The organism is Mycobacterium sp. NGS41 (assembly GCF_059812725.1).
Genome location: NZ_JCALDF010000002.1, coordinates 260,557 through 274,146, shown reverse-complemented (window position 1 = coordinate 274,146; position 13,590 = coordinate 260,557). Strand labels below are relative to the sequence as shown.

Sequence of the window (13,590 nt, the reverse complement as noted above, 5' to 3'; positions counted from 1 at the left end):
ACAAGCTCGGGATCGGATGGGGAGATGAGCAGCAATGACCGAGACCGCAATCTATGACGTGGCCGTGATCGGCTACGGGCCCACCGGCGCGACCGCGGCAAACCTGCTGGGCCAGCTCGGGTTGAAAGTTGTTGTCATCGAGCGTGATCCGGATATCTACAGCCGGGCCCGGGCGATCTCGACCGATGAGGAGGTCATGCGCATCTGGCAGTCGGTCGGGCTGGCAGAGCGACTGCAGCAGGACATGCTGCCGGACCGGCCGATCGCATTCGTCGACGCCGACGGCATGCCCTTCCTCGACTTCAAGATCACCTCGCGCGGGAGTGGGCATCCGCCGCAGCAGTTCCTGTACCAGCCGGCGGTGGATCAAGTGCTCCGCGAAGGGGTGGCCCGATTTCCGAATGTCGAGGTGCTACTCGAGCACGAATGCCTGCGGGTAGTGACGAAGAACGACGTGGTCGAGTTGATGCTGGCCGACCTGCGCACCGATACGTTTAAGCGGTTGCACGCCTGCTACGTGGTCGCCGCCGACGGCGGCTCGTCTCCGACCAGGGGGCAGCTGGGCGTCGGCTACTCGGGACGTACGTACGCCGAACGCTGGGTCGTCATCGACACCAAGGTCATCCGGCAGTGGGACGCGCACGACCGATTGCGGTTCCACTGCAACCCGACCCGTCCTACCGTCGACTGCCCGACCCCGCTCGGTCACCACCGCTGGGAATACCCTGCGCGTCCGGGCGAGGACGATCGGAAACTGGTTTCCGATGAAGAGGTTTGGAAGATCCTCACCGCCCAGGGCATCACCGAGGAAGACGTGAAGATCTTGCGCGCCGTGGTCTACTGCCACCATGTCCGCGTCGCCGACCGCTGGCGGGTCGGACGCGTTTTCCTCGCCGGCGACGCCGCACACGCGATGCCGCCGTGGATCGGTCAAGGCATGTCGGCGGGTGTGCGCGATGCGGCCAACTTGTGCTGGAAGCTGGCCGCCGTGCTGCGCGGACAGGCGCCTGACTCGCTGCTGGACTCCTATCAGACCGAACGCAAGCCGCACGTCACCGAGGTAACCCGGCGCGCGGTGTTCGTCGGCCGGATCATTACCGAACGCAACAAAGTCGTTGCCGCCCTTCGCAACCGCCTCGGCCGCTTCCTTACCCGCCTGCCCGCCCTCATGCCGTTGCTGCAGCAGCGGATGTGGATTCCGCCGGCGCGCTACTCGGACGGCTTCCTGGCGACCGGTCACCGGGCGGTCGGCTGGCAGATCCCGCAACCGTGGGTGCTGGATGCCGGCGGGACCACCATGCACCTCGATGACGTTCTCGGCAACCAATGGACGCTGCTGTACACCAGGGAGGCCCCATCGGGTTTCTCGGCCTGGGCACAGCTCGGTATACCTGCACTGAGATTGTCCGGACCGGAATCTCCTGCGCAGCAGGGCGTGATCCGCGACCTGGGCGGCACCCTCATGCGTTGGCTGGCGCAGCAGGATGCGGCCGCCGTGGTGCTACGTCCGGACGGATTCGTCTACGCGGCAGCCAAACCCGGACAAGCCCTGCCGCCACCCCCGGCGGGATACGTCACCGCCGCCGACGAATTCAGAACCAACCCCACCAAGATCGGAGCCATCGCATGACCACCACCGCACTGGACGAACGCACCGTCACGGTCGCGGGCAGACCAATCTTCTTCGCCGAAACCGGCAGCGGCCCAGCGGTGGTGCTGCTGCACGGCGGCGGCCCCGGGGCTTCGGGGGTGTCCAACTATTCGCGCAACATCGACGCGCTGGCCCAGCGGTTCCGGGTGATCGTTCCCGACATGCCCGGATATGGTCGCTCCGACAAGACGATTGACCAGTCCGATCCGTTCGGCTACCTGGCCGACACGATCCGCGGACTACTCGACGAACTCGGCATCGGCTCCGCGCATGTGGTCGGCAACTCCTACGGTGGCGCGGCGGCGCTGCGGCTGGCGCTCGACGCGCCGGACCGGGTGGGCAAACTGGTGCTCATGGGCCCCGGCGGCATCGGAACCACCAGATGCGCACCGACCGCGGGGTTGAAGAGCCTGCTGTCCTACTACACGGGCGACGGACCCAGCCGCGAGAAGCTGGAAACCTTCATCCGCACTTATCTGGTCTACGACGGCGCTTCGGTCCCCGGCGAGCTGATCGACTTGCGTTATGCGGCGTCAATCGAGGCAGAGGTGGTGGCTAACCCGCCGCTGCGCCGCCCGTCAGGACCGCTGGCCCTGCGCACCCTGTGGCGCATGGACCTCACCCGCGACAAGCGGCTCAAGTACCTGGCCGCGCCGACTCTGATCCTGTGGGGGCGCGACGACAAGGTCAACCGGCCCGTCGGTGGCCCGATGCTGCTCAACTCGATGCCAAACGCCGAGTTGGTCATGACCTCACACACCGGTCATTGGATGCAGTGGGAACGCGCCGAGCTGTTCAACCAGATCGTCTCCGAATTCCTCTCCGGCAGTTCTGGTTTCACATCATGACGGCACGGGCAAAGTCGGTGTTCGGCAACGTCGAGCTCGGCTACATCGTCATCGAAACCAAGAAGTTCGCCGATTGGCGCCGGTTCGGCCAGCACGCCATCGGAATGCATGTCGATGAGACTTCACTGGGCTCGGGGCCCGACATCATGCGATTTCGCCTCGACGACAACGAATGCCGCTTCCTGCTGCGCCGCGGCTCGGCCGAAGACGTGACAGCGCTGGGCTGGCATCTCAAGAGCCACGAAACGTTCGACGAAATCATCGATCGCGTCAGACGCCATGGCGTGCCCCTGGCCGAGGGGACGGCAGAGGAAGCCGCATTGCGCGGGGTGGAGCGAGTGGCCCGCTTCCCGGGGCCTAACGGGCTTGCACAGGAGATTTTCACCGCGCCCCGCGAAAGTGCCACACCGCCGGACATGGCGGTGCGCGGCGGCTTCGTCACCTCTGAAGGGGGAATCGGCCATGTCGCCATCACGTCGAAGAAACCGCAGCAGGTGCGCGGCTACTACGGCACCGTGTTCGACGCCCGGCTCAGCGACTACATCGACGAGACCATCGGCGGCCTGAAATTCAAGATCCGCTTCCTACGGGTCAACCAGCGTCACCACTCAGTGGCGATCGCGGCGGTAAACCGGTTGCCGATCAACCCAATCCGCACCCGGGTGCAGCATCTCAATGTCCAGGTCGCCGAACTCGACGATATGGTTGCTTCCTATCAGCGCGTCAAAGAACTCGGGTTTCATCTGGCGCTCGGCGTCGGTCAACACACCAACGACCGCGAACTGTCCTACTACGCGATGACGCCTTCGGGATTCGAATGGGAAGTCGGCTGGAATCCGATCGTCGTCGACGAAAGCACCTGGGAGCCCACGACTCATCAGGGAATCAGCATCTGGGGTCACACCCGCGATGACGAGCGGATCATCGACAAGCTGGGTCAGTTCAAGACCGCGGGACAATCACTACTACACCGCGAGAACATAATCCCCGCGCTGGCCGGCGCCGGTATCCCCGACGACTAGACGGGAGGCGATCATGCTACGGATCGACACACATCACCACATGATTCCGCCTACCTACCGAAAAGCTCTGCAGAAAGCCGGAATCGACGAATCCGGTGGACGCGCGCTGCCCGACTGGAGTCCGGAGGCGTCACTGCGGACAATGGCCGAGCTGGACGTCAGCACCGCCATCCTGTCGGTTTCCACTCCCGGCACCGCCTTCCTACCGAACACCGTCGATGCCGCCGCGTTGGCGCGGGATCTCAACGACTACGGCGCCGAACTGGCCGCAGCACAACCTGACCGCTTCGGCTTTTTCGCTACCGTGCCGATGCCCCACATCGACGAATCCGTTGCGGAAACAGCTCGCGCGCTCGATGGGCTCAAGGCCGATGGCGTCGTACTGCTGGCTAACAACGCCGGCGTCTACCTGGGCCAGGACGGGCAGGACGCGCTGTTCGAGGTCCTTAACGAACGCAGCGTGGTGGTCTTCATCCATCCCGCCGAATTGGCCGGGCCGGCCGTGCCCGACGTCGCGCCCTTCGCAGCCGACTTCCTGCTTGACACCACTCGCGCGGCATACCTGTTGGTCCGCAACGGGATACGGCAGCGGTACCCGAATATCAAGTTCATCCTCAGCCACGCCGGTGGTTTCGTCCCCTACGCCAGCCACCGGATGGCCTTGGCGATCACCGCGGACACGGGTCGCAGCCCGGCCGATTTGATCGACGACTTCTCCAGTTTCTATTTCGATACCGCGCTGTCCTCGAGCGCTGCGGCGCTGCCGACGCTGCTGGCCTTCGCCAAGCCGGGGCACATCACGTTCGGCTCGGACTGGCCGTTCGCGCCCGTCGCCGCCGGAAAGCTGTTCGCGGCGGGGCTGGAAAACTACCCCGGCCTGGACACGGACGCACGCAACGCCATCGACCGCACCAATGCGCTCTCCTTGTTCCCGCGGTTCGGCACTGCGCCACAACCGATTCCGCTGCCGGTCGGCCAACGGGTCCGCCACACATTGAGCCGCGGCGCTATGCGGGTCGTCGCTCGGCTGATGAACCCCACCTGATCAGAGCCTGGCGTCGACAGCGTCGGGCAGCGCCGTCAACAGCTTTGCGTCGGCCGTGAGCAGCGTTAGTCGTTCTACGGTCGTCTGGGCGACCAGAATTGCGTCAAAGGGATCTTTGTGGGGCAGTGCGGTGAGGTCAGAAGCCAGCGTGTGGCGACGGGTGACGGGCAGGTCCCGCAGGGCGGATCGCTCAATCGCGTCGTCCAGGTCATCGGGCAGCGCAATCTTGCCGATACCCGCCTTGATGGCGAGTTCCCACATGCTCGCGGCGGAGACGTAGGCGGCGAAGCTTGACGAGATCCGATTCCGCGCCTCGATGCCCAATCGGGGGTTGTTGTCGAGCAGCCAAAGTACGACATGGGTGTCAAGCAACAGGCCGCTCATTCGATGCCGAACAAGGTGTTGAGATCGCTGTCGCTGTCGTCGAAATGATCAGCGTCATAGCGGAGACGGCCAGCTAAGACGCCGAAGACGATGTCGGTGCGTGTGTGCGGGACGAGGTCGGCGACCGGCTTGCCGGCGCGCGCGATCGTGATCGTCTCACCGGCCTCGACACGGGCAAGTAAGTGCGAAAGGTGGGTTTTCGCGTCGTGGATGTTGACGGTCGGCATAGACCCAGTCTATTGGACTTAGTCTAGTCGGACTAGATGCGTAAGCGATCGGTTACGCAGCTATAGCCGTCAACTGGTTGCGGGTGTCGTCATCGAGTTCGATATCGGCGACGGCCAGGTTTTCCTCGAGGTGCCGCACCGACGAAGTGCCCGGGATCAGCAGCACGTTGGGGGCCACGCTCAGTGTCCACGCCAATGCGATCTGGGCCGGTGTATGACCCAGGCGTGCGGCGGCGCTCCGCACCACTTCGTGGCCCAGCACCGGATTAGGCTGCGAAAAGCCTGCTCCCAGCGGGAAGAACGGAACAAACGCAATCCCTCGCGCGCGGCATTCGTCCAGCACATCCGCCGAGGACCGGAAGACGAGGTTGAAAGCGTTTTGGACACAGGCGATGTCGGTGCGCTCCAGGGCGCGCACGAGGTGCTCCACCTTGACGTCGCTCAGCCCGATCCCGCCGATCAGCCCCTCATCGCGGGCAGCGATCATGACCGAAAGTTGGTCGTCGAAAAGCTGATCCGGCCCTTCGCTCGCCATCCGCCGCAAGTTGACCACGGCCAATTGGTCGACACCAAGAGTGCGCAAGTTGGTTTCGATATCGCGGCGCAATTGGTCGGGCTCGGACTCCGCCAGCCACCCGCCGGTCTCGTCGCGTCGCCCGCCGACCTTACTTACCAGAACCAAGTTCTCCGGATATGGGTACAGCGCCTCCCGGATGAGTTCGTTGGCGACATTCGGGCCGTAGAACTGGGCGGTGTCGATGTGGTCGACGCCGAGTTCGACCGCCCGCCGCAACACCGTCAGCGCCTCGTCGCGGTCCCGTGGTGGGCCGAACGCGTTCGGGCCTGGCAGTTGCATTGCCCCGAACCCGGTCCGCCTGACCGAACAGCGACCAAGTGGAAAGGAATCCATCAAGTGAGATTAGCGTCGCATCATGGACACGTTTCAAGCGCTAGTCGCGCGCCAAGACGGAGATCGGATCACCGCGTCGATCGAGACCCTGAAAGGGTCTGACCTACCGCCGGGCGACGTGACGGTCCGGGTGCTGTATTCGAGCGTCAACTTCAAAGACGCCCTGGCTTTGACCCCCGGTGGCGGCGTGGTGCGGAACTATCCCGTCGTGCCGGGCATCGACCTGACCGGTGAAGTCGTCGAGTCACATTCGCCCGACTTCAGCGTCGGCGACACGGTTCTAGCGCACGGCTATCAGATCGGCACCGGCCATCATGGCGGGTACGCCGAGTATGCGCGGCTGCCCGCCGATCAGGTGGTGGCACTCGGTTCCTTGAGCGCCTACGACGGTGCCGCGATCGGGACCGCCGGCTTCACCGCCGCGATGAGCGTGCAGGCGCTCGTCGACTGGGGCGTGGCGCCAGATGGCGGGCCCGTCGTGGTCACCGGCGCCACCGGCGGCGTCGGCTCCGTCAGCGTGGACTTGCTGGCGTCCGCCGGCTACCAGGTGATCGCGTCGACCGGCAAAGCCGATGCTACCGAGCGGCTGAAAAGCCTTGGCGCTGCCGATGTATCGGCCGGTTGCCCGCTGATCCCGACGCCAGGCCGCGGCCATTGGCCAAAACGCGTTGGGCGGCGGGAGTGGACTGCGTGGGCGGGGCCACGCTGGCCGATGTGCTCAGCGCCGTCGACTATGGCGGCGCGGTGGCGGCCAGCGGACTGACCGGCGGCGCCGCCCTGCACACCACGGTGATGCCATTCATCCTGCGCGGCATCGCATTGCTGGGGATGGATTCCGTCCAGTTGCCTATCGGTCCGCGCCGCGAGCTCTGGGCACGTCTGGGTGACTCGATGCGGCCACGTCATCTGAACACGATCACCACAGATGTCGATGTCAAAGACGTCCTCGAAGTGCTCGACCAGGTGCGAGCCGGAGCGTTTTCCGGCCGGGCGGTGGTGCGGGTCGCGGGCGGGTTCTGAACCGGCAGTACCCTGTCCGGCATGCGCGCAGCACAGGTGACTCGGCTTGATGGTCCGGATGCAATCGAGGTGGCGGAGGTCGACGAACCCACCGACCCCGACCTTCAAGGCGTAGTCGTGGAGGTGCACGCGGCCGGCGTGGCGTTCCCGGACGCACTGCTCACCCGCGGCCTCTACCAGTACAAACCGAATCCACCGTTCGTGCTTGGAGCCGAGATCGCCGGCGTGGTCCGGTCAGCGCCGGACGACAGCGGTCGGCGTGCGGGCGACCGGGTAGTCGGCCTGACCATGCTCACCGGCGGCATGGCTGAGGTCGCCGTGTTGTCCCCTGACCGCGTGTTCAAGCTGCCGGACAACGTCAGCTTCGAAGCCGGGGCCGGCGTGTTGTTCAACGATCTAACGGTGTACTTCGCGCTGACCGTGCGCGGCCGACTGCAGGAGGGCGAGACCGTGCTGGTGCACGGGGCGGCCGGCGGCATCGGAACGTCGGCGCTGCGACTTGCGCCGGTGCTGGGGGCGTCGCGCACCATCGCCGTGGTCAGCACCGAGGAGAAGGGGCAGATCGCGACGGCGGCTGGCGCGACCGACGTGGTATTGGCCGACGGGTTCAAGGACGCGGTGAAGGAGTTGACGAACGGTCGCGGCGTCGACATCGTCGTCGACCCGGTGGGCGGCGATCGGTTCACCGACTCGCTACGGTCGCTCGCGCCGGGCGGACGCCTGCTGGTGGTCGGCTTCACCGGAGGTGAGATCCCCACCGTGAAGGTAAACCGATTGCTACTCAACAACATTGATGTGGTCGGTGTCGGATGGGGTGCCTGGTCGGCTACGCACCCCGACGCGCTGGCCGAGCAATGGGGCGGACTCGAGGACCTGCTCACCTCGGGCAAGTTGTCGCCTCCGGACCCGGTGGTCTACCCGCTGGATGAGGCCGCGGCCGCCGTCGCTTCATTGGAAAACCGCGGAGCCAAAGGCAAAGTCGTAGTACGCGTGCGCTGATCAACAGCGATGTCGTCGTGGCAGATGCACGGCCTGGCCGCCTACATGCGGCTCAGGCGCCGGCCACGGTATGCCACCGCCACGGCCGCGGCCACCCTGCTGGGTCGTCCCAAACAGGCGCCCGATCCCCCGAAACAACTGACGCGCCGCTATCGCATCTCGCACCGGACCATGGCCGATTTCGGGGTCTATACCGTCGCCGTCGACCGTAACCTGCCGACCGTAACCGGCAGCATCATCTATGTGCACGGCGGCGCCTATGTGAACGAAATCCAGTCCCAGCACTGGAAACTGGTCGCCGACATAGCGGACGCAACCGGGCGATCCATCCACGTCCCCCTCTACGGCCTGGCTCCGCAACACCACGCCGCACAGGCGATCGACTTCCTGATGGCCGTGCTGACCGACGCCCAGGGCCCGGTGTATCTGGCCGGTGATTCCTCCGGAGGTGGGCTCGCGCTGGCAGCCATCCAAAGCTGGACCGCCAGCGGCGGCGCTGTGCCGGTGGGACTGACGCTGATCAGCCCCTGGCTGGACATCGGGTTGACCAACCCCGCCATCCCGGCCATTGAGCGCCACGACCCGTGGCTGACGGTAGCCGGACTGCGAGAATGCGGAAAGTCTTGGACCGCAGGCTTATCCCTCGACGATCCGCGCGTCAGCCCGATTAACGGCGACCTGGGGCAGTTGCCTCCGATCGACCTGTACATCGGCGACCGCGACATCTTTCTTCCCGACTGCCGCCGACTGCGCGCCACCCTGCCACCCGGACGACTCTCCTACCACGAGCAGCCCGGCGGCATCCATGTCTACCCGCTGCTGCCTACACCCGAAGCGCGCTCGGCCCGACCCACCCTGCTCGCCCATATCGCCGAAACTCTGGACGGGACAAGCACAAGCTCCTGACACGCTGTGCGGCGTTACGGGTGATCCTTTATCGCGTGGCGCAATGTCACGACGAAGGCCTTGTGCCGAGCGAAAACAAAAAGTAATGTCACTTTCAGTTCTGCCTCGCCGAGAAGCCCGGAGTGTCACATGGAATCCTTCATCCACCTGCGAAAAGGCAAGACACCGCGGCGACTGCACGCCGACCTCGACGGCCTCAAGGACGACGAGCTGGGCAGGGGCGGATTCACCGGCCGCACCGCCAACATCTACCGCCGCCACGACCCCACCGCCTACCGGGCGGTCGGCCCGCTGCGTCCGGTCGACGTGCTGTCCAGCGAACTCAAGCCCAGCGACGCCACCGAGGCCGACGGCAGGCCGCTGCTGATGTTCAGCAATCCGGATTGCCGCATACTGCTGAGCCGGCGCGGTGAACCGATGCCGTTCTACACCCGGCACGTCGACGGCGACCTGCTGTGCTTCGTCCACCGCGGCGCCGGGCTGCTGGAAACCGAGTTCGGGCCGCTGCGCTACCGCGAGGGCGACTGGGTCTACATCCCGAAGGCCTGCACGTGGCGCCAAGTGCCCGATCCCGAAACCAAAGAGCCGACCACGTTGCTCATGATCGAGGCCACCGACGAGTTCCGGGTGCCGCCGCCCGGCTCGTTGGGCCGGCACTTCCCGTTCGATCCGTCGCAGGCCTCCATCCCCGACCCGGCCCCGTCCGACGCCGATCCGCGACCGGCCGGGAGCGACGAGTACGAGGTGCGGCTCATCCACCGGGATGTTCAAGGCGGTTCCGCCACTACGCTTTACTACCAACACAATCCGATTGACGTCGAGGGCTGGCGCGGCGATAACTTCGCGTTCACCTTCAACATCGCCGACTACAACGTCGTTACCTCCGACAGCGTCCACCTGCCGCCGACAGTGCACCTGTTCATGCAGGCCACCGGCGTCTACGTGATGAACTTCTTGCCTAAACCCGCCGAAGGCGTTCACGGCACCGAACGCACTCCCTGGTATCACCGCAACGTCGACTACGACGAGATCGCGTTCTTCCACGGCGGTTCGCTGTACGGCATACCGATGCCGCCGGGCCTGATTTCCCATGCGCCACAAGGGGTTCACCACGGCGCACCGGAGAAGGCACGGGAACGGGCGCGCCGCAAGTTCGACGAGTTTTCGCGCGTCGACTGGCAAGTGATCGCCGTCGACACCCGGCGGCGACTGACGCCGTCCGCCGAAGTGCTGGCCCACGACCTGGGACAGCACTGATCATGGGAAGCAGACAAGCTGTGAAACACGAATACGACCGAATCCCCTACCTTGTTGCCTTCCAGAACAATTCCGGCGTCCGCGACGTCTATGGCGGACTGGCCGAGATCACCGTACTGGAGAGCTATCTGCTCAAGCCGAAAGACCGACCGTCGGACACCGTGCTGGTGTTCATGCACCCGATCGGTGGCGGCGCCTACCTGCCGATGATCAACGCCCTGGCCCGGGCCGGCCACCACGTCATCTACTGCAACAGCCGGTTCCGCGGTACCGATTCGGCGCTGCTGATGGAAAAGGTCGTCGAGGATCTCGGCGAATGCATCAAAGACGCCAAGAAGCGGCTGGGCTACCAGAAGGTCGTGCTGGCCGGGTGGAGTGGCGGCGGCTCGCTGTCGGTGTTCTATCAGCAGCAGGCCCAGCACGCGACGATCACCTCCAGCCCGTCCGGCGACGGCCCCGACCTGACCGCACTGGAGCTGCTCCCGGCCGACGGCATCATGCTGCTGGCCGCTCACATCAGCCGGCACGGCACGCTGACCGAATGGCTGGACGCCTCGATCCTCGACGAATCCGACCCGACCAAGCGCGATCCGGAGCTGGATCTGTACAACCCGGACAACCCCAACCAGCCGCCCTACACCGAGGAATTCCTGACCCGCTACCGGCAAGCCCAGATCGACCGCAACCGCCGCATCACGGCGTGGGTCTGGGAAAAGCTCGCTGAGTTGAAGGCCGGCGGACGCCCCGATGACGAATTCTGCTTCGTCGTGCACGGCACCATGGCCGACCCGCGCTGGCTGGATCCCTCCGTCGATGCGAACGAACGAGCGCCGGGCACTTGCTATCTGGGCGATCCACAAGTGGTGAACATGAGCCCGGTCGGCCTGGCCCGGTTCTCGACGCTGCGCGGCTGGTTGTCCCAATGGAGCCACGACGAGGCCCGGGGCGACGGCGTGGCCTGCGGACGCGACATCGCGGTTCCCGCGTTGGTGATCGGCAACCTCGCCGACGACGCATGCACGCCCAGCCACACCCGGCGGCTGTTCGACGCGATCGGCCATCCCGACAAGGAGATGCACGAAATCCCGGGCGCTACACACTATTACGCGGGCCATGACCAGCGCGACAAGTTGCGCCACGCCGTCGACATTGTGACCGACTGGCTGGTCCGCCATGATTTCGCGAGCGCCGGATGACGGGTTCAGCCGTTCCGGCCGGCCCGCTGGACGGCATCCGCGTACTCGAGCTCGGCACCTTGATCGCGGGCCCGTTCGCCGGGAGGCTGCTCGGCGACATGGGCGCCGACGTCATCAAGGTGGAACCCCCCGGCGCCCCGGATCCGTTGCGCACCTGGGGTCAAGCCGCACTCGATGGGCATCACGTGTTCTGGACGGTGCACGCACGCAACAAGAGAGCGGTCACGCTGGACCTGCGCCGGCCACGCGGCCGGGAGCTGTTTCTCGAGCTCGTCGAGAAATCCGACATCGTGGTGGAGAACTTCCGTCCCGGCACGCTGGAGAAGTGGAACCTGGGCTACGACGTGCTCAGCCAACGCAACCCGGCCATCATCCTGGTTCGGGTATCCGGCTACGGCCAGACCGGACCTGAGGCACACAAGGCCGGCTACGCCTCGGTGGCCGAGGCCGCCAGTGGGCTGCGACACCTCAACGGTTTTCCCGGCGGGCCGCCGCCCCGTCTGGCGCTGTCGCTGGGCGACAGCCTGGCCGGTATGTTCGGCGCCCAGGGCGCGCTGGCCGCGCTGTATCGCCGCAGCGTCACCGGACACGGCCAGGTGGTCGACGTCGCGCTGACCGAATCCTGTTTGGCCGTGCAGGAATCCACCATTCCCGACTACGACGTGGGCGGGGTGGTGCGCGGGCCGTCGGGTACTCGGTTGGAGGGCATCGCGCCGTCCAACATCTACCGCAGCGCGGACGGCTCCTGGGTGGTGATCGCGGCTAATCAGGACACTGTGTTCGCCCGCTTGTGCACGGCGATGGGACGTCCCGAGCTGGCCACCGACGACCGGTTCGCCACGCACGGCGCCCGGGGCCGCAACCAGGACGAGCTCGACAAGATCATCGGCGCGTGGGCCGCTGAGCGGCAGCCCGGCGAGATCATCGAAACACTCAGCGCCGCAGGCGTGATCGCAGGGCCGATCAATACGGTCGCCGAGGTGGTCAACGACCCGCAGCTGCGGGCGCGCGGCATGCTGCTCGAACACTACGACGAACGCATCGGGCGCAACGTCTTGGGGCCGGGGATCGTGCCGACGCTCTCCGAGTCCCCGGGCGCTGTCCGCAACGCCGGCCCCGCGCATCCGGGGCAGCACAACGACGACGTCTACATCGGGCTGCTGGGCAAGGCTCCCGAGGAGCTCGCAGAGTTGCGCGCCGATGAGGTGCTATGACCCACCCGCTTCCTACCCATGTCGATATTCGCGAGGTGTCGCTGCGCGACGGCTTGCAGATCGAAAAGCCAATCCCGTTGTCGGCCAAGCTGGAATTGCTGGCCGCAGTGGCCGCCACCGGTGTACGCGAGGTGGAGGCCACCGCGTTCGTCTCGCCGTCGAAGGTGCCGTCGATGGCCGACGCGGCCGAACTCGCCGCCGAGCTACGCCACTACCCCGACATCGAGTTTTCCGCGCTGGTCGCCAGTCCCAACGGCGCCAAGCGGGCCATTGCCGCCGGGCTGCGCTCGATTGAGTACGTGGTGGCCGCAGACGACACGTTCAGCAAGGCCAATGTCGGACGCACCAGCGCGGAGGCCACCAGCCAGATCAGCGAGATCGTCGCCATCGCGCACGGCGGCGACGTCGCCGTCGAGGTCATTGTCGCCACCGCGTGGGACTCACCGTTCGAAGGGCCCACCCCACCACAGCGAGTCCTCGACATCGCCGCGGTTGCTCGCGACCAGGGCGTCGACCGGTTCTCCATCGCCGACACCATCGGCACCACCACCCCGCGACGGGTGAGTTCGCTGATCTCCCAACTGCGTCCGGTAATCGGCGACATGCCGCTGGGCGGACATTTCCACAACACCCGCGGAGCCGGGCTGGCCAGCGCCTTCGCCGCGGTGACCGCCGGCGTCACACGACTGGACGCATCCGTCGGCGGGCTGGGCGGCTGCCCGTTTGCCCCCGGCGCCACCGGCAACATCGCCACCGAGGATCTGGTGTACCTGCTGCGAGACAGCGACATCGATGTCGACGTCGACCTGAACGCGGCGATCACCGCGGCAGAAGTCGCGAAATCGGTTGTCGGCCATGAACTACCGAGCGCGCTGCTACGCGCCGGTGACCGGATCCGGGGTTGACGCGGA

General features: G+C 65.9%; 13 protein-coding genes and 1 pseudogene. 11 read left to right on the top strand and 3 right to left on the bottom strand.

The annotated features are described in order from the left end of the window. The first annotated feature begins 34 nt into the window (after window positions 1-34). Genes AC5Y21_RS03525 through AC5Y21_RS03510 form a run of 4 tightly spaced genes read left to right on the top strand, consistent with a single transcriptional unit; the run spans window position 35 to window position 4,566 of the window. Window positions 35-1,630 (top strand): bifunctional 3-(3-hydroxy-phenyl)propionate/3-hydroxycinnamic acid hydroxylase, encoded by a 1,596-nt coding sequence (locus AC5Y21_RS03525; protein WP_499909456.1) that lies wholly within the window; start codon window positions 35-37, stop codon window positions 1,628-1,630. Further along, window positions 1,627-2,499, top strand: coding sequence for an alpha/beta fold hydrolase (locus AC5Y21_RS03520; protein WP_499909454.1), 873 nt, complete (start codon window positions 1,627-1,629; stop codon window positions 2,497-2,499). Before AC5Y21_RS03525 ends, AC5Y21_RS03520 begins: the two co-directional genes overlap by 4 nt. After that, entirely contained in the window at window positions 2,496-3,521 is a 1,026-nt protein-coding gene (locus AC5Y21_RS03515; RefSeq protein ID WP_499909452.1) for a VOC family protein, read from the top strand. Before AC5Y21_RS03520 ends, AC5Y21_RS03515 begins: the two co-directional genes overlap by 4 nt. A 13-nt stretch (window positions 3,522-3,534) precedes the next feature. Next, entirely contained in the window at window positions 3,535-4,566 is a 1,032-nt protein-coding gene (locus AC5Y21_RS03510) for an amidohydrolase family protein (RefSeq protein WP_499909450.1), read from the top strand. On the opposite strand, the gene AC5Y21_RS03505 is transcribed toward AC5Y21_RS03510, so the two are convergent. The 3 genes from AC5Y21_RS03505 to AC5Y21_RS03495 are packed head-to-tail and all read right to left on the bottom strand — an operon-like array spanning window position 4,567 to window position 6,087. After that, complete coding sequence (locus AC5Y21_RS03505) at window positions 4,567-4,950, bottom strand: type II toxin-antitoxin system VapC family toxin (RefSeq protein WP_499909448.1); 384 nt, start codon at window positions 4,948-4,950, stop codon at window positions 4,567-4,569. It lies immediately after the preceding gene. Then, entirely contained in the window at window positions 4,947-5,177 is a 231-nt protein-coding gene (locus AC5Y21_RS03500) for a type II toxin-antitoxin system Phd/YefM family antitoxin (RefSeq protein ID WP_499909446.1), read from the bottom strand. Before AC5Y21_RS03500 ends, AC5Y21_RS03505 begins: the two co-directional genes overlap by 4 nt. Before the next feature lie 52 nt (window positions 5,178-5,229). Then, the gene (locus AC5Y21_RS03495) at window positions 5,230-6,087 is read right to left on the bottom strand and encodes an oxidoreductase (protein WP_499909444.1); all 858 of its coding nucleotides are present in this window, start codon (window positions 6,085-6,087) and stop codon (window positions 5,230-5,232) included. Between the two features lie 22 nt (window positions 6,088-6,109). Here AC5Y21_RS03495 and AC5Y21_RS03490 point away from each other — a divergent pair. From AC5Y21_RS03490 to AC5Y21_RS03460, 7 genes and pseudogenes are all read left to right on the top strand, one after another. Beyond that, a pseudogene (locus AC5Y21_RS03490) lies at window positions 6,110-7,107 on the top strand (acrylyl-CoA reductase family protein). Between the two features lie 21 nt (window positions 7,108-7,128). After that, window positions 7,129-8,106: an NADPH:quinone oxidoreductase family protein gene (locus tag AC5Y21_RS03485; protein WP_499909442.1), complete on the top strand. Its 978-nt coding sequence runs from the start codon at window positions 7,129-7,131 to the stop codon at window positions 8,104-8,106. Between the two features lie 9 nt (window positions 8,107-8,115). Next, window positions 8,116-9,012: an alpha/beta hydrolase fold domain-containing protein gene (locus AC5Y21_RS03480; protein WP_499909440.1), complete on the top strand. Its 897-nt coding sequence runs from the start codon at window positions 8,116-8,118 to the stop codon at window positions 9,010-9,012. Window positions 9,013-9,141: 129 nt separating this feature from the next. After that, a complete protein-coding gene (locus AC5Y21_RS03475; protein ID WP_499909438.1) occupies window positions 9,142-10,269 on the top strand; it encodes a homogentisate 1,2-dioxygenase in 1,128 nt (375 codons plus the stop codon). 20 nt (window positions 10,270-10,289) lie between these two features. Continuing rightward, the gene (locus AC5Y21_RS03470) at window positions 10,290-11,465 is read left to right on the top strand and encodes an alpha/beta hydrolase (protein ID WP_499909436.1); all 1,176 of its coding nucleotides are present in this window, start codon (window positions 10,290-10,292) and stop codon (window positions 11,463-11,465) included. Continuing rightward, a complete protein-coding gene (locus AC5Y21_RS03465; protein WP_499909434.1) occupies window positions 11,462-12,679 on the top strand; it encodes a CaiB/BaiF CoA transferase family protein in 1,218 nt (405 codons plus the stop codon). The genes AC5Y21_RS03470 and AC5Y21_RS03465 overlap by 4 nt, the downstream gene beginning before the upstream one ends. Next, window positions 12,676-13,584, top strand: a complete 909-nt coding sequence (locus AC5Y21_RS03460; protein ID WP_499909432.1) for a hydroxymethylglutaryl-CoA lyase — start codon at window positions 12,676-12,678, stop codon at window positions 13,582-13,584. Before AC5Y21_RS03465 ends, AC5Y21_RS03460 begins: the two co-directional genes overlap by 4 nt. Window positions 13,585-13,590: the final 6 nt, after the last annotated feature.

Coding starts and splice junctions, on each gene's coding strand:
- AC5Y21_RS03525 (WP_499909456.1), top strand. CDS start 35: ATGACCGAGACCGCAATCTATGACGTGGCCGTGATCGGCTACGGGCCC.
- AC5Y21_RS03520 (WP_499909454.1), top strand. CDS start 1,627: ATGACCACCACCGCACTGGACGAACGCACCGTCACGGTCGCGGGCAGA.
- AC5Y21_RS03515 (WP_499909452.1), top strand. CDS start 2,496: ATGACGGCACGGGCAAAGTCGGTGTTCGGCAACGTCGAGCTCGGCTAC.
- AC5Y21_RS03510 (WP_499909450.1), top strand. CDS start 3,535: ATGCTACGGATCGACACACATCACCACATGATTCCGCCTACCTACCGA.
- AC5Y21_RS03505 (WP_499909448.1), bottom strand. CDS start 4,950: ATGAGCGGCCTGTTGCTTGACACCCATGTCGTACTTTGGCTGCTCGAC.
- AC5Y21_RS03500 (WP_499909446.1), bottom strand. CDS start 5,177: ATGCCGACCGTCAACATCCACGACGCGAAAACCCACCTTTCGCACTTA.
- AC5Y21_RS03495 (WP_499909444.1), bottom strand. CDS start 6,087: ATGGATTCCTTTCCACTTGGTCGCTGTTCGGTCAGGCGGACCGGGTTC.
- AC5Y21_RS03485 (WP_499909442.1), top strand. CDS start 7,129: ATGCGCGCAGCACAGGTGACTCGGCTTGATGGTCCGGATGCAATCGAG.
- AC5Y21_RS03480 (WP_499909440.1), top strand. CDS start 8,116: ATGTCGTCGTGGCAGATGCACGGCCTGGCCGCCTACATGCGGCTCAGG.
- AC5Y21_RS03475 (WP_499909438.1), top strand. CDS start 9,142: ATGGAATCCTTCATCCACCTGCGAAAAGGCAAGACACCGCGGCGACTG.
- AC5Y21_RS03465 (WP_499909434.1), top strand. CDS start 11,462: ATGACGGGTTCAGCCGTTCCGGCCGGCCCGCTGGACGGCATCCGCGTA.
- AC5Y21_RS03460 (WP_499909432.1), top strand. CDS start 12,676: ATGACCCACCCGCTTCCTACCCATGTCGATATTCGCGAGGTGTCGCTG.